The organism is Oceanobacillus sp. M60, assembly GCF_053839645.1.
In genome coordinates, this window is the sequence record NZ_JBSSNH010000004.1 from 281,400 (window position 1) to 303,804 (window position 22,405).

Annotated in this window: 21 protein-coding genes; 16 read left to right on the forward strand and 5 right to left on the reverse strand. The window is 40.3% G+C overall.

What is annotated here, in order from left to right; all coding sequences use genetic code 11:
- Window positions 1–148 precede the first annotated feature (148 nt).
- Together ACW0TQ_RS12020 and ACW0TQ_RS12025 are read left to right on the forward strand one after the other, a co-directional pair.
- Entirely contained in the window at window positions 149–598 is a 450-nt protein-coding gene (locus ACW0TQ_RS12020; RefSeq protein WP_455725698.1) for a hypothetical protein, read from the forward strand.
- 42 nt (window positions 599–640) lie between these two features.
- The gene (locus tag ACW0TQ_RS12025) at window positions 641–1,675 is read left to right on the forward strand and encodes a S66 family peptidase (RefSeq protein ID WP_339180707.1); all 1,035 of its coding nucleotides are present in this window, start codon (window positions 641–643) and stop codon (window positions 1,673–1,675) included.
- A gap of 77 nt (window positions 1,676–1,752) precedes the next feature.
- Here the strand turns inward: ACW0TQ_RS12025 and ACW0TQ_RS12030 are convergent, their stop codons facing one another.
- Window positions 1,753–2,010, reverse strand: coding sequence for an AbrB/MazE/SpoVT family DNA-binding domain-containing protein (locus ACW0TQ_RS12030; RefSeq protein WP_256705271.1), 258 nt, complete (start codon window positions 2,008–2,010; stop codon window positions 1,753–1,755).
- Between the two features lie 503 nt (window positions 2,011–2,513).
- On the opposite strand from ACW0TQ_RS12030, the gene ACW0TQ_RS12035 reads away from it, so the two are divergent.
- Together ACW0TQ_RS12035 and ACW0TQ_RS12040 are read left to right on the forward strand one after the other, a co-directional pair.
- Window positions 2,514–2,810 (forward strand): DUF2653 family protein, encoded by a 297-nt coding sequence (locus ACW0TQ_RS12035; RefSeq protein ID WP_042529140.1) that lies wholly within the window; start codon window positions 2,514–2,516, stop codon window positions 2,808–2,810.
- Window positions 2,811–3,188: 378 nt separating this feature from the next.
- A complete protein-coding gene (locus tag ACW0TQ_RS12040) occupies window positions 3,189–3,851 on the forward strand; it encodes a TerC family protein (protein WP_042529138.1) in 663 nt (220 codons plus the stop codon).
- A gap of 53 nt (window positions 3,852–3,904) precedes the next feature.
- Here the strand turns inward: ACW0TQ_RS12040 and ACW0TQ_RS12045 are convergent, their stop codons facing one another.
- Window positions 3,905–5,110, reverse strand: a complete 1,206-nt coding sequence (locus ACW0TQ_RS12045; protein ID WP_455725699.1) for an MFS transporter — start codon at window positions 5,108–5,110, stop codon at window positions 3,905–3,907.
- A gap of 166 nt (window positions 5,111–5,276) precedes the next feature.
- Between ACW0TQ_RS12045 and ACW0TQ_RS12050 the strand changes: the two genes are divergently transcribed.
- Window positions 5,277–5,858 (forward strand): TetR/AcrR family transcriptional regulator, encoded by a 582-nt coding sequence (locus ACW0TQ_RS12050; protein ID WP_455725700.1) that lies wholly within the window; start codon window positions 5,277–5,279, stop codon window positions 5,856–5,858.
- A 61-nt stretch (window positions 5,859–5,919) separates the two neighbouring features.
- Entirely contained in the window at window positions 5,920–7,137 is a 1,218-nt protein-coding gene (locus tag ACW0TQ_RS12055) for a serpin family protein (protein ID WP_455725701.1), read from the forward strand.
- Between the two features lie 138 nt (window positions 7,138–7,275).
- Here the strand turns inward: ACW0TQ_RS12055 and csaA are convergent, their stop codons facing one another.
- A complete protein-coding gene (gene csaA, locus ACW0TQ_RS12060) occupies window positions 7,276–7,608 on the reverse strand; it encodes a chaperone CsaA (RefSeq protein ID WP_455725702.1) in 333 nt (110 codons plus the stop codon).
- Between the two features lie 1,060 nt (window positions 7,609–8,668).
- Between csaA and ACW0TQ_RS12065 the strand changes: the two genes are divergently transcribed.
- From ACW0TQ_RS12065 to ACW0TQ_RS12085, 5 genes are all read left to right on the forward strand, one after another.
- Complete coding sequence (locus tag ACW0TQ_RS12065) at window positions 8,669–9,376, forward strand: ABC transporter ATP-binding protein (RefSeq protein WP_455725703.1); 708 nt, start codon at window positions 8,669–8,671, stop codon at window positions 9,374–9,376.
- Entirely contained in the window at window positions 9,373–10,620 is a 1,248-nt protein-coding gene (locus tag ACW0TQ_RS12070) for an ABC transporter permease (RefSeq protein ID WP_455725704.1), read from the forward strand. Before ACW0TQ_RS12065 ends, ACW0TQ_RS12070 begins: the two co-directional genes overlap by 4 nt.
- 70 nt (window positions 10,621–10,690) lie before the next feature.
- On the forward strand, window positions 10,691–11,368 hold the full coding sequence (locus ACW0TQ_RS12075; RefSeq protein WP_193064484.1) for a response regulator transcription factor: 678 nt from the start codon (window positions 10,691–10,693) through the stop codon (window positions 11,366–11,368).
- Window positions 11,368–12,753: a sensor histidine kinase gene (locus ACW0TQ_RS12080; protein ID WP_455725705.1), complete on the forward strand. Its 1,386-nt coding sequence runs from the start codon at window positions 11,368–11,370 to the stop codon at window positions 12,751–12,753. The genes ACW0TQ_RS12075 and ACW0TQ_RS12080 overlap by 1 nt, the downstream gene beginning before the upstream one ends.
- A gap of 71 nt (window positions 12,754–12,824) precedes the next feature.
- Window positions 12,825–13,214, forward strand: coding sequence for a hypothetical protein (locus tag ACW0TQ_RS12085; RefSeq protein WP_042529125.1), 390 nt, complete (start codon window positions 12,825–12,827; stop codon window positions 13,212–13,214).
- Window positions 13,215–13,329: 115 nt separating this feature from the next.
- Here the strand turns inward: ACW0TQ_RS12085 and ACW0TQ_RS12090 are convergent, their stop codons facing one another.
- Window positions 13,330–15,270: a sucrose-specific PTS transporter subunit IIBC gene (locus tag ACW0TQ_RS12090; protein WP_455725706.1), complete on the reverse strand. Its 1,941-nt coding sequence runs from the start codon at window positions 15,268–15,270 to the stop codon at window positions 13,330–13,332.
- Between the two features lie 197 nt (window positions 15,271–15,467).
- Between ACW0TQ_RS12090 and ACW0TQ_RS12095 the strand changes: the two genes are divergently transcribed.
- From ACW0TQ_RS12095 to ACW0TQ_RS12110, 4 genes are all read left to right on the forward strand, one after another.
- A complete protein-coding gene (locus ACW0TQ_RS12095; protein WP_455725707.1) occupies window positions 15,468–16,967 on the forward strand; it encodes a sucrose-6-phosphate hydrolase in 1,500 nt (499 codons plus the stop codon).
- 21 nt (window positions 16,968–16,988) lie between these two features.
- Entirely contained in the window at window positions 16,989–17,969 is a 981-nt protein-coding gene (locus tag ACW0TQ_RS12100) for a LacI family DNA-binding transcriptional regulator (RefSeq protein ID WP_042529120.1), read from the forward strand.
- Window positions 17,970–18,201: 232 nt separating this feature from the next.
- Window positions 18,202–19,230 carry an ABC transporter permease gene (locus tag ACW0TQ_RS12105; protein ID WP_455725708.1) on the forward strand — a complete coding sequence of 343 codons (1,029 nt, stop codon included), beginning with the start codon at window positions 18,202–18,204 and terminating at the stop codon, window positions 19,228–19,230.
- A 1-nt stretch (window position 19,231) separates the two neighbouring features.
- Window positions 19,232–19,921 carry an ABC transporter ATP-binding protein gene (locus ACW0TQ_RS12110; RefSeq protein WP_042529116.1) on the forward strand — a complete coding sequence of 230 codons (690 nt, stop codon included), beginning with the start codon at window positions 19,232–19,234 and terminating at the stop codon, window positions 19,919–19,921.
- A gap of 43 nt (window positions 19,922–19,964) precedes the next feature.
- Here the strand turns inward: ACW0TQ_RS12110 and ACW0TQ_RS12115 are convergent, their stop codons facing one another.
- Window positions 19,965–20,687, reverse strand: a complete 723-nt coding sequence (locus tag ACW0TQ_RS12115; RefSeq protein ID WP_042529115.1) for a GntR family transcriptional regulator — start codon at window positions 20,685–20,687, stop codon at window positions 19,965–19,967.
- Between the two features lie 224 nt (window positions 20,688–20,911).
- On the opposite strand from ACW0TQ_RS12115, the gene ACW0TQ_RS12120 reads away from it, so the two are divergent.
- Complete coding sequence (locus ACW0TQ_RS12120; RefSeq protein WP_455725709.1) at window positions 20,912–22,357, forward strand: processed acidic surface protein; 1,446 nt, start codon at window positions 20,912–20,914, stop codon at window positions 22,355–22,357.
- Window positions 22,358–22,405: the final 48 nt, after the last annotated feature.

Here is a 22,405-nt window from a genome sequence, read left to right on the forward strand (position 1 = left end):
TTGCGCAATATGTCTTATTGTCATCGTCGTCTTTAGTATCTATCCTTTCGGTTTCATTACTTATAATCTCGAACATATACCACTGCTAAAAAAATTAGAGGATAAAGCAGCTTCACTGTTTCTCTTTTCTCTATTGGGAATCGTTTGCTTGGTATTTTTAATGGCATATGTCTTTATGGGAAAATCTATCGTTAGTATTGTGCAGTCCCATAGCGGAGACCAAATAGAAACCGAAGCCTATATTTCGGATAGGGAATATGACTATAATGCTGGCCGCTATAGCACAAGTTCATACTATTTGCATTTATCTTTCTACGCAGAAGACATAAACAAGGAGGTTATGGTTTCCAAAGAAGTATCTTCTCGTATATTTTCTCAGGCTAACCATGTCATTGATGTTCAATATCCTGAAGGACAGCCTTATAAAGCACACATAGCAGGGACTAAATTTAGAGATTTTTTCGGATCCAGCTTTATTATTTATAGCTGCATTCTCATCGTTACGGCTTTATTAATATATGCACCTGTTTTAATGCGAAGAAAGAAGAAAACAGGCTCTTTTTATAGGAAACAGAAAAAGGATTTCTCCAATAAATAACGAATACATAAGATATACAATTTTCTGAGAGGAGTATTTCTTATGCTTATGCAGCCGGCAAAATTATCTCCAGGAGATAAGGCAGCGACTGTCAGCCTCTCCTGGGGCGGAGCAGGCGAGCCCTCCTTAAGCTGGCGCTACCAGCAGGGTGTGGAACGCTTAGAGAGCGTGTTTGGGCTTGAAGTCGTTCCAATGCCTAACAGCTTAAAAGGACAAACTTATATAGATGAACATCCCGAGGCACGGGCCGAAGATTTAATGACTGCATTCAAAGACCCTGAAATCAAAGCGATTATCTCTAATATTGGCGGTGATGACAGTATTCGTCTGCTTCCCTATATCGATTTTGAGATTATCCGTCAAAATCCAAAGATTTTCATGGGATTTTCTGATACGACGATTGCTCATTTATTCTGCTTCCATGCTGGTTTATCCTCCTTCTACGGACCAGCAATCATGACAGATTTTGCAGAAAATGTGGCGATGGATGATTATACGGTGCAAGCCATTCAAAGCATGCTTTTTGAAGCAGAAGCGGTCGGCGGCATCCCTGCACCGGAAAAGTGGACAAGTGAATTTTTAGAGTGGGATATTTCCAATAAGTCTATTGCCAGAACAATGCACCCTAATCAGGGTTACGAACTGCTGCAAGGAAACGGTATCGCAAAAGGGAACCTCATCGGCGGCTGTATCGAAGTACTTGAATTTGCTAAAGGAACAGCCATTTGGCCGCAGCAGGAAGCATGGCAAAACAGCATTCTCTTTTTTGAAACATCAGAGGAAAAAACGGATCCAGAATTAATTAAAAGATGGCTTCGAAATTATGCCGCTCAGGGGATTCTACACCAAGCGAATGGAATGATTGTTGCCAAGCCTTATGGGGAAGTACATTACGAGGCGTACAAGGAAGTTATTCTATCTGTTTTAGCAGAAAACAGGCTGAATGACCTCCCAGTGTTATATGGGGTTTCTTTTGGACATACCGAACCAAAAACGCCCATTCCATATGGAAGATTAGCACGAATTGATTGTAATCAGGTATCCTTTTCAATTTTGGAAGCAGCTGTGACAGATTAAATCCGGCTGCTTTTCTTTGCCAAAAATAAAAGGAGACATATTGCGTCTCCCTTCCGTTTCAATCTTTCTGTTTCACATCAAAGATATTCTTTAAGAATTTCTTTTCCTTTTTGACTTACATATAATCCGCCTGGCAGCTGTATATTATCATCATTGACTTCTCCTGTAATAAAACAAGTCTTTTCAGCTTCGTATTTCCGTATGATAATTCGGTCTTCCTCTACGAATATTTCCATCGGATCCCGCTCTTGTATGTTCAAACTTCTTCGCAATTCCTTAGGTATAACAATCCGGCCCAGTTCGTCCACTTTTCTAACGATACCAGTGCTTTTCATTCTGCACGCTCCTTTTTTATATTTCTTAAGATAACTGTCTATATCATCCCCTCTACCCTTTTATGGAAATGTATAAACAACAAAGGAACTTATTAACAGTGTGAAAAAGCGGCAGCAGTAATCGATATCACTATCCATAAATACGGTGAGAAACGGTGATTGGTTAAAATATACTGCGTTTTATATAAGCTGTAGCAGATTTGAAGTCGCTCTTATTATTAAATCAATTGAGACAGTGATATACTATCCATATAATCCTTTTTAGAAACGTTCGTTACACAAAGTAAAAAGTAAGCTCTTTCATCCGCATTTTTCTTTTTCCAAAAAGATTTACAACTTACCTGGACGGAAAAAGAAACGGTCGAAAAGAAGCCAGGAAAAGTTTATGCCCCTATAACTACTTCTTACTTCATGCAAATAGGGAGTTTGTAGTAGAATAGAGTAAGCATCATTACTGGAAGCTGAAAATAAGCTCCCAACCATATGCAGGAGGAATTTGAGGTATGCAAAAACTTATTATTCCTGAAGAGGATATTGTGCTTGCTATATGTATGTACATTGCTGAAGAACAGAATATGAGTGCAGATGACGTCCAAGTAGAGTTATTTTATGATGATTACACTGGATTTTCAGCAGAAGTCGTGACATCATCTGGAAAACAGGAATGGATGACCAAGCAAATTATTGCTGCATTAAGAAAATGGATCAAAGAAAATCTCCACGCCGATCCGTATGCAGGCTTAAAATTGGATTTAGACAGACGAAACGGCATTTATGCACGTCTTCGATACAATAGTTAATATTTCACAAAGCTTTCATCCTATTTTTCATTTTTAAGTTTCTTTACATATTTTTGAAGATGCAGGAGCAGCAGCCTCCGCTTCTATGAATAGCGTATTTATTTTCATTATTTTATTTTTTAACTGGATGAACACTTCTTTTAAGATGGTTTAAAAAGCTTAAGAAACGTTTCTAAGCATGTATGTACATAATAGCCAAAAAATCCTTATTTTCTTCATGAATGAAGAAAATAAGGATTTTTGAGTTTGATAATGAATTCTCTGTAAAAGAGAATTATTGTTCTATTTGTTTTCTGATCCATTTTTTCCTCCCGCCTGTTCTGATTTCTCGTACAAGCTCATATACTTAACCAATGACTTGATGAGGAAAGGAGAGATATGTTGGAGTTTATACAGACCATCGGACAGATTCTCCTGATTAATATTTTACTGAGTGGAGATAACGCGATTGTCATTGCAATGGCGAGCCGGAATCTTCCGGAACATCTTCAGGCACGCGCTATTCGCTGGGGAACGTTCGGCGCAATCGCACTTCGGATTCTCTTTGTATTTATTATGATTTACCTGTTGCAGCTTCCTTTTATCCAATTAATCGGCGGATGTCTCCTATTGTATGTAGCATATAAATTACTGGTGGATAAGCAGGATCACAGCCAGATGAAAAGCGGGAATTCCTTGCGGGAAGCCATTACGATTATTATCTTTGCTGATGTGATTATGAGCTTGGATAATGTACTAGCCATCGCCGCCATTGCTGATAGTGATTTACTTCTGATTATTGCCGGGATTATTTTAAGCATCCCGATTATCTTAACAGCCAGTGAATTGATTTTGAAGCTCATTGAGAAATTTCCGATTATCATTTACATTGGTGCCGGCCTGCTTGCCTGGACAGCCGGAAAAATGCTGTTAGAAGAAGCATTGGTACAGCAGCTTTTTGCTTCGCTGAAATATGGACAGCTTATCTTCCTTAACATTCTTACCCTTGCCGTTCTTTTTATTGGGAAATGGCGCAGAAATCAATTAGAAATGACGGTGTAAAAAAACCTCTTATGGGCCTTAACGTCACATAAGAGGTTTTTAACTCTGCAGATTTAAATGCTTTTGTAGGTTTTTGCTTTTGTAAATAACACTGCTGTAATAATCAAGCCAAGCATTCCAAAACCAAGCAGAATAGCTTGAATTGGGATATTAGCAGCTGATAACCCGGAAACAAGGGCGTAAGAAATCGGATCGAATCCATTCATAGCCAGGAAAATAATACTCATGACCCTTCCCATAATATAATCTTCCGCCTGTTCCTGAGCAGCAGTAAAGAATGGGATGAATACAAATGACATGGAAAACCCGATAAAGAACACAACTATTGTCAGCATCGTTAAATTAGGAACAAGTGCAAAAATGACATATGCGATTAATGCTCCCAATAATCCAAATAAGGAGGTCCTCCCTTTCTTCTTGACTAAGACAGAGCTGAGTATCCCTGTGCCAGCCACCAGACCAATCCCCAGACTGGCTTCCATATAACTTAGATTAAGCGGGGTTCCGCCATAGCTTTCCACCAGGAAAGGAATCGCAATATGCAATGTTCCAAACACAAAGAAGTTAAGTGTAATAAGTACAACTAACCCCGTCATCAAAAAGCTTGAATTGCGAATATATGCCAGACCTTCCTTGATTTCTTTGATTGGCTTCTGCTTTTCCTGCAACGAAACCGGCCCTTCATTAATGAAGCGCGGATAAATAATGACCGCAGAAAGCAAAGCCAAAATCATTGCTACAAAATAACTGCCGCCGACACCGATAGATTCCATAAATACACCGGCAACAATCGGACCTGCTACAAATGAAATCTGATCGACACCCTGGAATAAAGCATTGGCACGCTGCAGCTGGCTTTTCTCAACAATCTTAGGAATCATCGATGAACTTGCCGGCCCGAAAAAGGCATCCAGCATCCCAAATCCCGCAGCAATCAATAGAAGCAAAGTAAGTGATAATGCATCATTTTTCATCAGTATATATAACACAAGCAAAAGAAGAGCCTGCACAAAATTCGCTAAAAACATAATCGTCGTCTTCTTGTAACGGTCCGCTACCACTCCTCCGAAAATCATCATCGAAATTCTCGGGACGGTTGCAGCAATTAATACAAGTCCTAACGAGCTGGCTGATCCGCTATCACTGATAACAAACCATGTCGTTGTTGTCAAAAACATACTGAAGCTGACAACACCAAAGATCCCAGCAACAAACAACAACACAAACGTACGATTTTTAAATAAAGGCTGTGCTTCCATACTATCTTTCCTCCGGCTTTTTTATTGATGAAACAAAGCGTTTTGTTTATTTTCACATGACAGGCAGGGATATATGCTTTATAATAAGAAATAACATAACCTACCGACCGTTCGTTTCTAGAGAAATTTTACCTCACCATCATTACTTTGTCAAAGGAGAATCATCATGCATACAAAAGAAAAAATTTTACTCGAAGGAATGGAGCTTTTTGCAACGCTTGGCTATAATGGGACCTCCATGACAAAAATCGCCGATCGAGTTGGCCTGCAGAAATCTTCTCTCTACGCACATTACAGCAGTAAAGAAGAATTATTTTTCGATGTAACCACAAAAATCGCTGCGGATTACGTGGATTTTGTGAAGTCCGCCTTTAAAAATGAGGGGGAAACAGCGCAGGAAAAATTGCATCTTTCTTTTCAGGCACATGTGAAGGACATGGCAAATCACGACAGCAGTATTGAATTTTATAATCGTTTTTCCTCCTATCCTCCTAAAGGTTTTGAGGACAAAGTTTTAGAAATATTGCGCGAGAGCGAGGAGCAGGCACGGGCGTCCTTTAAAAAAGAAATAAAAAAGGCGCAGGAATCTGGGGCAGTGACGGAAGAAGTTTCTCCAGAAGAAGCTGCTCGCGCTTTTTATGGTTTATTGGACGGTCTATCGTATGAAACAAACTATTATGAAATGGATGTTATTGAAAGTCATGGGGAGTCGATGTGGAAGGTATTTTGGCGCGGGGTTCAGGCATAGTTGTCCCCCCCCTTTCATGTATGATATGTTTAACAAAATCATATAAGGAGATGCTGATAAAATGATGAAAAAATTACTTTGTCTTTGTATCGTTCTTATTTTAACCGCTTGCAATTCCTCTGATTCTGAAGAAAATCCATCGCCAGACGATGCTTCCAGAGAAACCGTTCAGTCAGGATTGAACCAGCTTGGGTTTGAAGCACTCTCCGGATTAGACAAGAATGAGGATGGTAATGTCTTTATTTCGCCTATCAGTATTTGGACAGCACTGAACATGACCTATCACGGCGCAGATGGGAAAACAAAAGCAGAAATGGAAGAAGTGCTTGGCCTGGAAAACATCGATTCGGATGCCTTGCTTTCTGCCAACCACGATTTGTTAATGGAGCAAGCAGCAGATAATCAGGAGGTAGAACTGTATCTCGCCAATGCTGTATGGTTCAGGGAGGACATGGAAATAAATGCTGCGTATCAAGAAGCACTGGAAACATATTATCAGGCAAAAATAGACCCTTTAACAACTGCTGATGCCATCAATGATTGGGTTGCTGAACAGACCAATGACCGGATTGATCATATGGCAGATGATATTTCTCCTGATTTAATTTTATTCTTGCTTAATGCCGTTTATTTTCAAGGAGATTGGACGTATCCCTTCGATGAAACCTTAACAGAAGAACAGGAATTTTCTTTAGAAGATGGCTCCACTATAGAAACACCGATGATGACTTTGTATAAGAAAGACTTACATTATTGGGAAGATGAGAATGTCCAGGTTGTTTCCTTGCCTTATGAAGAGGAAGAAACCATACAAATGCAGATTTTCCTGCCAAGTGAGGACACGAGCTTTTCTAATTTCCGAGAAGACTTTTCTTTGGAAAAATGGCAAGAAAGCATGGATGCGTTGGAGCAGCAAACAGGAACGGTATTACTTCCATCCTTCACGCTGGAATATGAATCGGAGCTCAATGACTTTTTCATCCACCTTGGCATGGAACAGGCTTTTGACCCGAATCAGGCTGATTTATCCAACATGTTTGAGGGAACGGATGCTTCAGACGCTTATATCAGCAGAATTTTTCATAAAACATTTATCGAAGTCGATGAAGAAGGAACAGAAGCTGCCGGCGCTACTTCAGTGGAGGTAGAAGAAACTTCTGCTGTATTGGAAGATACGTTTACCATGAATATCAACCGTCCATTTCTATTCACCATCACCAATACAGAAGAGGATATTATTTTATTTATGGGAAGTATCGAACAGCCGGTACAAGAATAAAATAAATCTTTATTCAGTGGAATCCGCACAGCCAGTTTACTGCGAAAAAAAGAACTTTCCACGCATCTTTGAACAAACCGTTGCAAAGGTCCGTTCAAGATAGCTGGACAGTTCTTTTTTGATTTTAAACTTAGCGCTTCACGAAATTTTCGTCCCGTTTGTTACTTGCTCATCCGGACGAAGCAAAACGACATCTCCCTCTTCTTCTACGCCGCCAACGACAAGCACCTCTGATTTAAAGCCGGCAATTCGACGCGGCGGAAAATTAACGACCGCAACAACCTGACGTCCTATCAAATCCTCTGGTGTATAGCGCTTTGTAATTTGTGCCGATGATTGCTTTTCACCAAGCTCCTCGCCAAAATCAATCCGTAATTTAATCGCCGGAACACGCGCCTTTTCGAGCGGTTCTGCATGCAATACCGTACCTACACGTAAATCGATCTTCATAAAATCCTCAAACGTTGCCATTCTATCTTCCTCCTGCGAACAAATTTTCAAATTATTTCTATTATAATGGAAAGGCATACATGAAAGCAAACAGATAAAATGAATATAGCTTTGGAAAGCCGCTGTTTCTTATTAAAACGAAACCTTTTTCCTGGTTTACCGTATTTCTATTATAGAATAATTCATTTACTTAAATACTCAACTTTCGCACCTAAGAATAAGCATATATATCTTGCTATTACGGGGTAAACATGTTCTTTATTACCATGCTTGCATTTTGGTGAAATATCCGGCCTTTTTAGAATTGGTGACGGTGCATAGCTCCGCTCCGGCCAACCACTCCGCTTTCCATGGGGACGGCTTCAGCTAACTTGAAAAGAAAACCACTTTTCAAGTGGATCTTCAGCTCGCCCTGTTCCCATAGGAGTCTCCGTGGTTGGCCTGCGCTCTGATAGGATTCTACAACGAATGAAAGAAATAAGATTTTAATGAGCTGGACGTAATAACAGCTTTCGTCTGAACAACCCAATCATGACAGCATGGATATGAAATACAGGGAATCGCTTCGATGCACAGAAAGGAATCTTGGCGGAACATGTTACCATGCAGCAAGAAAAATATGTTCTACCTGATCTAACATCTATTTGATGAGTTGTTTTCCACGTAAAGAATATCTTACTAGCGGAGGCGGACCGTTTTGACTCCTGAGGGATCAGCACCATCTGAAGATCCACTTTTGCCAAGTACTCTTCTTGGAAAGTTAGCTGAAGAGCGTGCCCCTAGGCAGACTAATGTCGCAACGTCCTGGGGTTGCGATTACTCACCCCATCGAAAAGAGTTGTTGCAACGTCTGCACTAGTACGTCCTGGGACTGCGATTACTCGTCCCATCGAAAACATTTGTACGTCGGAAAGCAAAACGGTCCGCCGCAGCGGTGCTTTACACTTCGCCTTCTATATCTTTATCAAGGGTGTTATTAAAGGAACGATCAACTCCTGTTTCTATGGAAATGAAGTTACTCTTTAATGTACGAAAGTTGAGTTAAATAGAAACACACTCTATAACCCAGGGAGGAGATTCTGTGCTGCAGGTACATATCGATTCAGCAGGTTATCAGCAAAAGGAACCTTATCTGCAAAACATTCATTTCACCATCTGTCCCGGTGAAATTGTCGGTTTAATCGGAGCAAATGGCGCCGGGAAAAGTACAACAATCAAATCAATCATCGGCACCATGGAGCATGTACATGGAAATATTGAATTAGAAGAAGACAAACAGCTGGCATACATCCCCGAAGAGCCGATTCTCTATGATCGCCTTACGCTCTGGGAGCATTTACGGCTTGCTGCGACGTCTTATGAAATGCCCCAAACTATTTGGGAGCCCCGCGCAAAGGATCTTCTCAAGAAATTTTCGCTTACGGGTAAAGAACATGAACTGCCTATTCATTTTTCCAAAGGAATGCGGCAAAAAACATTGATTTGTCTCAGCTTTATGACAGAAGCGGATATATATATCATTGATGAACCTTTTATTGGATTAGATCCAATCGCAACAAAGCATTTGATTAACCTGCTGTATCAGGAAAAAGAACGCGGATCCGCTTTGTTGATGTCTACACATGTCCTGGATTCCGCAGAGAAACTCTGTGAACGGTTCATTCTTTTAAATGAAGGAAATACAATTTTCCAAGGAGATTTACAGGCGTTACAGAAAGAAACAAATCAGTCCGCTGGCACTTCTCTTTTAGATTGTTTTTATGAATTATTAGAGGAGGGCGTATCATGAATGGAACTGCACGCACGCTGTTCCTCAAACGGCTCCAGTCCGATTATAAAAATTTATGGGAAGCCAGCAAGCTGATACTGGATTGGACCTTATTTATCTATATCTTGATTCCCGGGATTGCCATTGGTGCTTTTTTCTACATGGAATGGCTGCTGGATATCCCCTTTCTATTAAATTTCATTGGCTGGTATGGCTGGATGATGATATTGGTAATAAGCTTTTTCTTCCATCATATCAAATTATTTACCTATCTGGCGGACCAGCTTTTCTTAAGCAGAAATATTCCCTTGCTGCGGCGCATCTCTCAATATGGAATCGTCTATTCAACTAGTATGATGCTACTTACTGCAACGTTGTTTTTTATCATTGCTGCACCTTTTCTAAGCAAACTATTCTCTTTATCTCTGCTTTCTTTGGGATATTTATGGCTTTACTATCTCTCAGGCCTATGTTTGATAACCTTATGGAGAAAATATGCACAGATTCATATCCCCTCTTTTATTATTCGTTCGATATCCATTATTCTAATCCTTATACTGTGGATAAGTTTATCACAGGGTATCTTACTACATTTACCTCTGTGGATAATGTGGATAACATTAAGTATTATCGCTATTACTATTGTATCTGACAAGCTCGCTTATCAGGGAACCCATTTTTTAAAAATTGCTGAAATGGATGAACAAGCAAGAGGAAAATGGGTTAATCTTTTATTTACCAATGTCCGGCAGCAAGGGTACAAACCGCCTTCTGCAAAACCAATCAGGCTCTGGAAGGAATCACAGGTTATGTTTCAAAAGCAAAGCAGTGACATGATATTCACCGATGCCTATTTTAAATCCTTCTTCCGCAATTTACCGGTGCTGATGCCGCTTGTTCAGCTTACAGGGCTCCTAATTGCTGTGCTGATGGTATCTGCACCGCATTGGACTGGCTATCTATTTTGGCTGGCTTCGATCTATATCATTGTGGATATTACTAAAACAGGCTGGCTTGGCTTTCGATTTAACTCCTTTATTGAGCTTTTCTCATGGAGAGAATCCATGCTGCGAGGATCTCTGGAGACAAGCGTACGACGGCTGAGTTCGCCTATCCTATTCGTTATCGGACTCCTTTTCGGATATTTAAAATTTGGTCTTTTCGGGATGCTGATTTTCTCTATTATCAGTGTGTTGTCGGGAATAGGGCTGGTATATTGGCATATTCGTTATGTTCCGGTTAATAACGTAAACATCGAAGAATAATTTGGCAGCTTGCTATCATTTGCTGTAAGCTTAAACTAAGTATGAACTAGTATGAATGGAGACTACCCATATGCAAAGAATCTTAATTGTTGATGATGATACCCGCATTTTACAGCTTGTCCGGATCCAGCTTGAAAAGGAAGGTTTTCTCGTTGCAGAAGCCAAGGATGGTGCAAATGCTTTATCTCTCTTAAATAAAACCAGCTGTGATTTAGCCGTCGTCGATGTAATGATGCCATTTATGGACGGTTTTCAGCTGACAAAAGAAATTCGTAAGCAATACGATATTCCGATTATTTTACTCACAGCCAAAGGGCAAATTGAGGATAAGGAAGAAGGCTTTCTGGCGGGAACAGATGATTATCTAGTAAAACCATTTGAACCGCGTGAACTCAGCTTCCGTATTCATGCTTTGCTGCGCCGCTACCATCAGGAGAACGATACGCATATCATACGATTGGGAGATACCGAAATTAATCTGGATAGTTATGAGGTAAAGATTGGGGATAAAACCCTTTTACTTCCCTTAAAGGAATTTGAATTATTAGCATTATTGGCAACTTATCCACAAAATGTGTTTACCCGCTCACAACTGATTGAAAAAGTGTGGGGAATCGATTATGAAGGTGATGACCGTACCGTAGATGTTCATGTCAAACGGCTGCGGGAGCGTTTTTCTTCCTTGACTTCTGCTTTTTCCATTAAAACTGTCCGAGGTGTTGGCTATTGTCTGGAGTCAGCAGAATAATGCGGTCACTATATGTTAAATTTGCTGCTGTCACTATTGGCATCATGCTGCTTAGTGGTGTGATTGCCTTTTTCATATCGAATACCTATTACCAGCATTCTCTGAAGCCCCAAAACGATGCAAAAAATACAGAAATCGCCTTAGATATGGCTGCGTTTATTGAAAATAATCCAGAAATCGATATCAGCGACTATTTATCAAATATAGCAGATGTCGGTTATCAACTATACCTTGTGGATAACTCAAGTCAAGGACAGTTCTTCGGAGCAGCCTTCCGGGAAAATAATCTGGAATCAGCTGTCGTGGAAAATGTGCTGAACGGGGAAGTTTACCATGGCATGCTCCATTTCCCTCAGGAAACCTTTGTAACAGGTTTTTTTGCCAATGAGCTGAAGAATTCCATTGGGGTGCCGCTTACGTATCAGGGAGAGAGCTTCGCGCTATTTATCCGACCAGACATCAAGCTGCTCTTCAACGAAATGCATTTATTATTTGGAGTGCTCTTTGCTTTAACAATTATCCTTAGTATTTTGTTTGTTCTTTTTAGCACAAATTACCTTATCAAACCCATTTCCCGGCTTAGTGATGCTACTAAACAGCTGGCTAAAGGAGATTTCCAGGTGAATGCCTTGAACACGAAACGAAAGGATGAGCTTGGAGAGTTATCCTCAAGTTTCTCACAGATGGCGAAACAAATTGTGGAAAACGAACAAGTACGCAAAGAATTTGTTTCTAATATCTCGCACGATATTCAATCTCCATTATCTAATATCAAAGGGTATACGAACTTGCTGGAGGATAACGAATTAACAGAAAAGGACAGGCAGCATTATATCTCAATTATTAATGAAGAAACCGGACGTTTATCCACCATGACGGACCAATTGCTGCTGCTTGCTTCGCTTGATCATGAAAAGCACATTGTAAAAAAGAAGCATTTTAACGTCAGCAGTCAATTAAAAAACCTATTAAAAAGTTATCAATGGCTGATTCATGAAAAAGAAATCATGCTGAGCTACACACTCCCTGACTTGGAGATTTACGGCGACCCTTCACTGTTAAATACGGTTTGGGATAATTTGCTTTCCAACGCATTAAAATATAATCAATTAGGCGGCAGTATTGATATTCAACTCACATATACAAATGAGCATTGCTCTATTTCTTTTACAGACACGGGAATTGGTATTTCTGAAGAGGAAGCAGAACGTATTTTTGACCGTTTTTATCGGGCGGATGCTTCCCGTACAAGGAGTGTAAAAGGCACAGGATTGGGCTTATCCATTGTGGCTACGATCATAGATTTACACGGCGGTACTGTCATAGCCAGACCTGGTGAAACTGCCGGAACTATCTTTATTGTTACTTTGCCGATTTCGAACTAAGTTTTTCTCCTTATTCACAATGCGTTCATATTCATTCGTTACGATGAAGCAAAAGAAATAAGGAGGACATTATGATTAAAAATCCAAGTCGTTTGTTATTAATCTTATCAGGAGTTTTCGGTCTCATCGGTGCCATTCTGGGCGCACATATGGCAGGTTCAGGATCGTATGCATTCCGCCCTGTTCATGCTCACAGTCTGGTAGTCGGCTGGCTGTCCCTATTTTGCTGGGCAATATTCTATAAAGTTTTTCAGCCAAAATCATCTTTCTTAACAGCCCTCCATGTATGGAGTGCAGCAGCAGGATCCATTGGTTTAACGCTTGGAATGTGGTTGTATATGGTACAGCCATTTGAGCTGCCGCAGCTGCTTACACTTATTCTTTATATTGGAGGCGGAGTCACACTTCTAATCAGCTTTGCCTGCTTTTTTATTCTAACCCTGTTCACAAAAACAAACTAAAATAAAGAGTTAATCCAACGTGAAAAAGAGAAGGATGACAAAATGTCCCTTCTCTTTTTCAGATTATTAATATACTGTCTGGAACCACTCTTCCTCTTGTAGAGAGATAGACTGTTTATCTATTTAAATGCAGTAAATTATCGCCTTCCGTAACTGCTTTCTGATTTACAGGAAATACTTCCGCATAATCACCCGTATTGGTGATAATGATCATTACCGTTGGATCATAACCGGCATTTTTTATTCCATCGATGTTGAATGTTCCTAAAATATCGCCTTTTTTCACTTGCTGCTCTTGGCTTACTTTGCAATCAAAGCCTTCTCCATTCAGATTTACAGTATCAATACCAATATGGATTAAGATTTCTGCTCCTTGATCCGTACGAATTCCAAAAGCGTGCCCAGAATCATAAGTGACGGTAATCGCCCCGTCTGCCGGAGCTACAATTAGCTGTTTTTCCGGATAAATAGCTATCCCTTTCCCCATCATCTCTGATGAAAACACCTGATCATTCACTTCCTGTAACGGAATAAGCTTTCCAGTAAGCGGGGAGCTGATTGTTACTTCGCCTGCTTGAACAGAAGTAGCTTCCGTATTCGTTTCATTTGCCGGTTCTTCCGGGCTTTTATCATTTTCTGGCGCAGCTAATTTTCGCTTTCCATAGATAAAGGTTAACGTAAAAGCAACTACCATACTAATGACAATACCGATCAGAAACATTGGAATCGAATTAGGTGCAATGGAAATGAAACCAATCACACTCGCCGGTCCCATTGCTACTGCAAGCACATGGAAAAAGCCGATAAATGCAGAAGCAATGCCTGCCCCAATCATTCCACAAATGAATGGAAATTTCAGTTTTAAGTTCACCCCGAAAATCGCCGGTTCTGTAATACCCAGCATCGCAGATACACTTGCAGAAGACGCCAGACCTTTTTGCTTTTTATTCTTTGTAACAAAGAAGATTGCCAGACATGCCGCACCCTGGGCTACGTTTGCCATGGAAGCAACCGGGAAAATAAAGGAACCGCCAGTATTTGCTACATCCGCAAGCAGCATCGTTTCAATTGTCGGGAAGCTCTGGTGCAGCCCCGTGATAACAATTGCAGAATAGAACGTTCCGAAGATCCCTAAGCCAAATCCTCCTGTGGTCTGGTATAACCACACAAGACCGTCTGTTAATCCGTCAGACAAGGAACGCATCATTGGTCCGACAAAAATAAACGTTAAAAATCCAGTAATAATTACCGCAAACATTGGTGTAAAGGTAAAATCAAATGCATTCGCCAGCCGTTTATGGAAGAATTTCTCAATGTTGGCCAAAATCCATGACACTGCTAAGACAGGCAATACAGACCCTTGATACCCAGCTTGCGCTACGTCCAGACCAAAAATATTCCAGTAGCTCATTGTTCCGTCCTCAATCGCATTTGCTACCGCATAGCCATTGACTAAATCCGGCATAACCATGGCCATCGCCATTGCAGCACCTAAGTACGGATTACCGCCAAATCGCTTCGTGGCGGAGTAACCAATCAGAATTGGTAAAAAAGCAAATGGCGCAGAAGAAAGCAGATTAATAATACTGGCTACATCTTCAATGGCAGGAAACATTTCTACAACCGACTGCGGGCCAAATAAATCCGGAGATGTCAGCACATTATTTAAAGCCATCAATAAACCGCCCGCTACTAAGGCCGGAATAATCGGCACGAAGATGTCAGACAGTAATTTAATAAATGACATGATTGGATTCGGTTTTTTCTCTTCCTCCGATATTGCTTTCAAATCGTCTTTGGATACTTCTTGAATGCCTGTTGCATCTGTTAATTCTTTATACACTTTATTTACATCGCCAGGACCGATAATAATCTGGAACTGACCATTTTGTTTAAACGTTCCTTTAATATCTGGATGATTATCTAATCCTTGCTGGTCAATATTTTCATCATCTTTTAAGACTAAACGTAAACGAGTTGCACAATGAGCGGCAGCTTGTATATTATCTTCGCCAAGCATTTTCAGGATATCTTCTGCAACCTGCTTATGATTCATGATTTCTTCCTCCCTGTAACCGTTTTTTTTATCATACAAACAAAAAATCAATATGTCAATCGTTTATCATACATTTCACTAATCATTCATATAAATGCTTTTACTTTAGATAATATTATGTTATACGTTTGACATATTGATGATTATTGCATATGTTCTATATAAGAAGTTTAATAGATATAAGGAGTTGAAAAAGTATGGAATTAATAACAGAATGGACGACACCTTTGCGTTATAAACCTTATCACCAATGGTCTAAAAGCTATCAGGATATGCTTGCAGCAAAGTTAGAGCAGTCCGGATGGAAGCTGGCATTCCATATTCAACCGAAAACCGGCCTCTTGAATGATCCGAATGGTTTCTCATTCTACAATGGAAAGTGGCATTTATTTTATCAGGCTTATCCATTTGGACCTGTGCACGGCGTGAAGTCCTGGTATCATATGGTATCGGATAATTTAGTTGATTGGGAGCAGCATGATTACGCTTTATTACCCGATTCTTCTTATGATAGTCATGGGGTTTATTCAGGCTCAGCGATGACAGTAGAAGACAAGCTATTTTTAATGTATACAGGAAATGTACGTAACGAGGAGTGGGAGCGTCATTCTTATCAGCTGGGTGCTTGGATGAACACGGAAATGGAAGTAGAAAAAATAACGGAACCCTTAATCGATAGTCCGCCGGCAGGCTATACACATGAATTTCGGGATCCGCAGGTATTTCGTTATCAGAATCATTACCTGATGATGATTGGTGCCCAAACAGAAAATGAAAAAGGTGCGGTATTAGCTTACCAAAGCAGCAATCTGACAGATTGGGAATTGCTTGGTGAATTAGATTATACAACAGAAGAAATGGGCTTTATGGTGGAATGCCCTAATTTCGTTTTGGTAGACGGTCAGCCTGTGCTGCTGTTCTGCCCACAGGGTTTAGACAAAGACATTTCCTCTTATCAAAATATCTATCCAAATATGTATGTCATCGGTTCCTCATTTAATAAAGAGACGGTATCGATCGAAAACACGTCTGATTTAGTCAACCTTGATGAAGGCTTTGATATCTATGCAACACAAGCATTCCAGGCACCGGATGGCCGTGTATTGAGCGTTGGCTGGATTGGGCTGCCGGAAATTGATTATCCTACCTTTGAAGAAGGATGGGCGCATTGCCTCAGTATCGTGAAAGAATTGTCCATCAAGGAAAATCATCTGTACCAAAAACCAGTTGCAGAAATGCAGGAATTACGGCAGAATCATCAGGAATTGCAAGGTTCTGCAAAAGAATCCGATACGTTATTAAGCTCACCTGACAGCAATGTTTATGAATTAAAGCTCGAACTAAATGCAGGTACATCCGGCTCTTTATATTTATTTGCAGATAAGCAGAATGAGGAAGGTTTGAAGATTTCTTTCGATGCAAAACATGATACAATAAGCATGGACCGCAGTAAGGCAGGTATCCCTTTTGGAGAGTCCTATGGTTCCACTAGAACTGCTGCACTCAAAAGACAGGATAAGCTGACATTGCATATTTTTGCAGATCGTTCTGTCTGCGAGGTTTTTGTTAATGATGGCTATCGCGTCATCACGAGCCGTGTTTTTGTGAAAGACCCGCAGCAGACGCATATCTTCCTTCAAGGGTTTGAAGGGGATTATACGGGAGATTTCTGGACCTTACGCGAAATGAATGAGTAATAAGTAAAGGGTGAGAGCATCATGGGAGTTAAATTGACAGATGTAGCGAAAAGGGCAGGCGTTTCAGCAACAACCGTTTCACGGGTAATTAATCATTATGGCTACCTAAGCCAGAAAACCATCGATAAGGTACACAAAGCGATGGAAGAATTAAATTACCAGCCGAACTCGATGGCCCGCTCGCTGCAGGGAAAAGATACACAATTGATTGGTCTGATCTTCCCTACTGTATCTCACCCTTTTTTTGGCGAATTAGCATCCAAAATGGAGACAAAGCTATTTGAAAAAGGATATAAAACGATTCTTTGTGACAGCGCCAATAACAAGGAGAAAGAACGGGACTACTTAAAAATGCTCGCTGCTAACAAAGTAGATGGTATTATTGCAGGAGCGCATAATCTGGGAATTCCGGAATATGAAAATGTGGGGCTGCCTATTATTTCATTTGACCGTCATCTGGCAGAAGGTATTCCTATTGTCTCCAGCGACAGCTATCAAGGCGGCCGTCTGGCAACGGAGCAGCTCTATCAAAGAGGCGGCAGAAAAATTGCCATCCTCACAGGGACGAATGAATCCGATTCACCGACAAACAAGCGTCTGGAAGGCTATTTATCTGTATTAAAGGAGCATCAGTTAGAACCAATGGTTTACCACTTCCCCTTGGAGCATTCTCCATTTTTAAAAGCTACGGAAATTCGCCAGATATTATCCAAAGAGGATATAGACAGTATTTTTTGTACGGATGATTTAACAGCCATTTTGGTTCTTAACAAAGCGCAGGAATTAGGGATTAATATCCCGGGAGATTTAAAAGTAATTGGTTATGACGGGACGGAATTTATCCAAAACTATTTTCCGCAGCTGTCGACCATCTTACAGCCGATTGATCAATTTGTCGATCTCTTGATTGATTTACTGATGAAACGGATAAATAATGCAGATGTGGAGCTGGATAGTCTTTATCAATTACCTGTTAGATTTATGCAAGGCCAGACCAGCTGATTGTTTATGTAAATCGTTTCGCAGCTAATTAATTCCATAGATTATGAAACATAGTCGATATTCTTTCATTTATTTTGAATCTTTCCATTCAAACTTAAGTGACAGAAATCGGCTTTTTTATTTCCCTCCTATAATACTTGCAACACCTCTGTTGACATTTCCTGTTCATATTGCGTTCATATTCGCCCTATATACTTCTGGATATACGAAACATTCAGGAGGTTAGAGCAAGATGAAAATGGCATGGAAAGAAATGAAGAAAAATAAATTACGTTATACCATCCTGAGCTCGATTGTTTTTTTAATCAGCTTATTAACTTTTATTATATCCGGCCTGGCAAATGGGCTCTCGCAGGACAATGCTTCACTGATTAAAAATTTGTCGGGCGGGACGTTTTATATGGAGGAAGAAGCAGACGAAACCTACAGCTTCTCCAGTCTGTCAGAAGAGCAGCAGCAAGAAATAACAGAAGAACAGCCTGAGACCACGTTTTTCTCAATCCAGATGGGGAATTTTATCGACACTGCAGATAAACAGCGCAGCGTTGCTTATGTAGCAGCAACGGACAGCACCTATTTTCCAGAGGTCAACGCTGGCGATGTTATTTTAGATGCATCACTGGAAGAAGAAGGAATCGCGGTAGGAGATGAAATAACAAATGAACAGTGGGAACAGACATTGACGGTAGCAGGATTTGTAGAACATGAAAAATACAGTCACTCACCGGCGGCATTTATCAACCCGGATGATTTTCAAACGTTCTTCCATACCGACTCGATGCAGCTCGCATTTATCACGGGGGATGCACCAGCCTTCGAAAATCTGCAGGCTTTTTCAAATAGTGAATTTTTAAATACGATCCCGAGCTACAGTGCCGAACAGATGTCACTGAATATGATTGTCATCTTCCTGCTGGTTATCAGCGGGATGTTGTTTGCCATCTTTTTCTATATGATCAACGTTCAAAAGCTGGGTATTTACGGCATATTAAAGGCATTAGGTGTTAAGACAGGAAAGCTGTTTCAAATGATGTGGGCGCAGATGCTTATCATCTCTGTGATCTCGCTGATTTTATCTATTGTCATTAGCCAGACTTTCCAAGTACTGGCGCCAAGCGGAATGCCTTTTCATTTAACATGGCAGGCAACAGGACTGCTCTCTCTCGTTTTTATCATCATTGGATTTATCGGAGCCACGTTGTCCGGGATTCAAATTAAGCGTGTCGAGCCAATGCAGGCTATACAGCAAGGAGAGATGTAAAATGAGTTTATTTACGATAAAAAACGTGCAAAAAACATTTACTCACGGAGAGGTGAAAGAAGAGATATTAAAAGGGATTGATGTTACCCTGCCAGAAGGAAAAATTACTGCCTTAACCGGTGCTTCCGGTTCAGGCAAGAGTACCCTGCTGACCATTGCAGCAGGATTGCAGACAGCATCTGATGGGCAGATTTCCTTCGAGCAGCAACAGCTGACATCGATGCGAAGGGAAGAGCTCCGTCAAATTCGGGCGAAACAGTTTGGGTTTATTTTTCAATTTGCGCATCTGGTTCCCTTTTTAACCGTCCAGGAACAACTGTCTCTGATGCTGGAGACTGCGGAAACCCCTCTTTCCAAGCAAACGCAGAAAAAGGAAATCAGAGAGATTTTAGAACTGGTCGATATGTGGAAACGAAAAGATGCTTATCCGGCCTCTTTATCTGGAGGAGAAAAGCAGCGCATCGCTGTAGCAAGAGCGATTATTCACAGCCCTAAAATGCTTTTTGCCGATGAGCCTACTGCCAGCCTTGATTCCAAACGCTCTAAAGAAGTAATGACACTTATCCAAAGGCTCGCAAAGGAACGAAATATTACGGTTTTAATGGTTACACATGATATGGACATGTTGACCTTTGCCGATCATATCATTGAAATGCAAGATGGAAAAATCGTCCAAGATAAAACAATTTGAAGATAATGGCAGCAAGCTATTTTATATTAAAATAGCTTGCTGCCTATTCTTTTGCACTATATTCTCTTACCGTCTTCATCATCTCTTCCTCTGTCCAGATAGGTTCTACTTGATTGTGCACATCATGAAAGTTTCTCTCAAAAGCCAGGTCCACTAAATTCTTTTCCTTTTTATCAATGGCTTCCACGATAAGCTCATGGTTATAAAGAACACGTTCAAAATCTTTTTCATCCGTTATCATCCGGTAGCGCATCGATAAAATAATCAGGCATTCCAAAACAGGTCTTAAATTCGTCCACAGCATCATAATATGATGATGGTCAATGTATTTAATAACCGTTTCGTGAAATTCCAGATCTAGAAAAGAAAATTGATCTACATCTTTGTATTTGATTGCAATTTCCATCATCTCTAACGTTTTCCTTAATTCTTGAACCAGTGCATCTGTCTGCATTTTCAATAGACGTTCAAACGTAAAGGATTCCACCATTAAGCGGACATCATAAATTTCTTCAATATTTTTTTCAGAGATACCGACAACAACTGCACCCATCCGCTCGGATCGCACAAGATTTTCACTGGCCAGCACACGCAGTGCTTCTCGCACCGGAGAGCGGCTGACATCAAATAAAGCCCCCAGTTGATTTTCTGATAGTACCGTTCCTGCCTTGACTTCGCGGGAAATAATCCTCATTCTTAATTCTGCAAGCACTTGCTCACCCTTAGATTCCTTACTCAGCTGTTTCTTCGGATAAAATGTCTTCATGCGGCATATCTCCTTTATCAATCGATGAATACTTGTATACTAATATAGTGACATAACCTTTATATTTTGTAAACGTTTCCTGATGTAATCCTTCTTTTGACAGTGTGAAATCTCTATACTTTTTAAATTTGAAAAATATTTCAAAAAAAAGATTGCCAGAAAGGGATTTCAAGGCTATAATTTTCTCATTGAGCTAGTTATTTTAATCGAAAAGAGGAGAAGAAATGAGGAAATCGACACAAATTTTTGCATTATTCTTATTTTTGTTTGTCGTTTTACCTGGGACTGCAGATGCGCAATCAAACAGCTTTCAAAAAGATTTGGAGAATTATTTAACGGAAATTAGTGAAGTACGCGGCTTTACAGTTACCAAAGAGGATATCACATTTTCGTTGTCGCTTTATGATTTCTATCTAGAGGACTTTGATACCGTCACCGATTTAAAAGACTTCTTAGGAGAGGTCATCCATCAAGATGGTAACAATTTAAAACAGATTTATAGTGATTATAATATTGACCAGAGTACCCTCCGGGCAACCCTGGCTGAGTTTGGCGAAACCTTAGAGGATTATATTTTTTTAGATGATCTTTATATGAACACGGACTATTACTTATACAATTTAACACCCAGAGAGCCTGATTTTGACCAAAAACTTGCAGATTATCTGGCCGAAGCAACAGCAATCCGGGGCTTTCAAGTTACTTCTGACCATGTTGAAAATGCATTAGCTCTTTACGGATCTGAGTTAAATGATTTTAAGACGGTCGACGAGCTGTCCGACTTTTTAGGAGAAATCATCCATAAAGATTTGAGCAATGTCGGTCCTTATTTTGAAATGGCCACAGAAGATGTTCTGCAGCTTATCTCTGATAACGGGCTAGACATCCATAGCTATGTTTTCTTAGATGATTTATTCAACGATTTAGACGGCGAAATTATTTGGGAGGAGGATTTCTTTGATTTAAGCTTTTTTATGGAGGAGTTCGATTTAACAGAGGATGAACTGCTTCGTTTGGAAGAGCATATTCGGAGTATTCCAGACATCACCAGTGATGAAACAATTGCTAGAATGCTCAATTTAGCAGAACGCATGATGGCTTTTTCCGATTTTGAGAAAGCGACAGAATTAACGCCTGGACAAGCTACGGAGCTATTATCTATTTTCCATGAATTGATTGATATCTTTCAGTTCCATGTAGAATTTGTTCTTGTTACAGACGAAGGAGAAGAGCCGATCACCCTGCAGACACTATTCAGCTTAACAAAGCTCGAAAATACGGACTTGAAGGCGAATATTTATAACCTGCAAGGAGACTTTCTTGCTGACTTGATTATTTCCGGGGAAATAGTTGACGCTGATACGATTATAGATACTGGAAATGCGATTCAAAAGGAAGCAGACAAGAAAACAGAGCCTTCCGTCATCACAAGCCCGGACAAAGAACCTCCGGCAACAGAGGAGACTTCTTATGTGAAGGAATCTCCAAAAACAGCGGAAGCTGACGTGGACATGGAAGCAGCCTCAACAGTTGAAAGCGATAGGGATAAAAAGGAAAAGCTCCCTGATACTGCTTCTAATTATGCAGAAAAAGGAATCTGGGGACTGGCATTTATTGCAGCAGGCGGGTTCCTGCTGTTTTTAGCAAGAAGGCGCAAGCAAACCGTATAAATATTAATCAACATTTGCACATTAAAAAAGTAAGATATATTTGCTTAT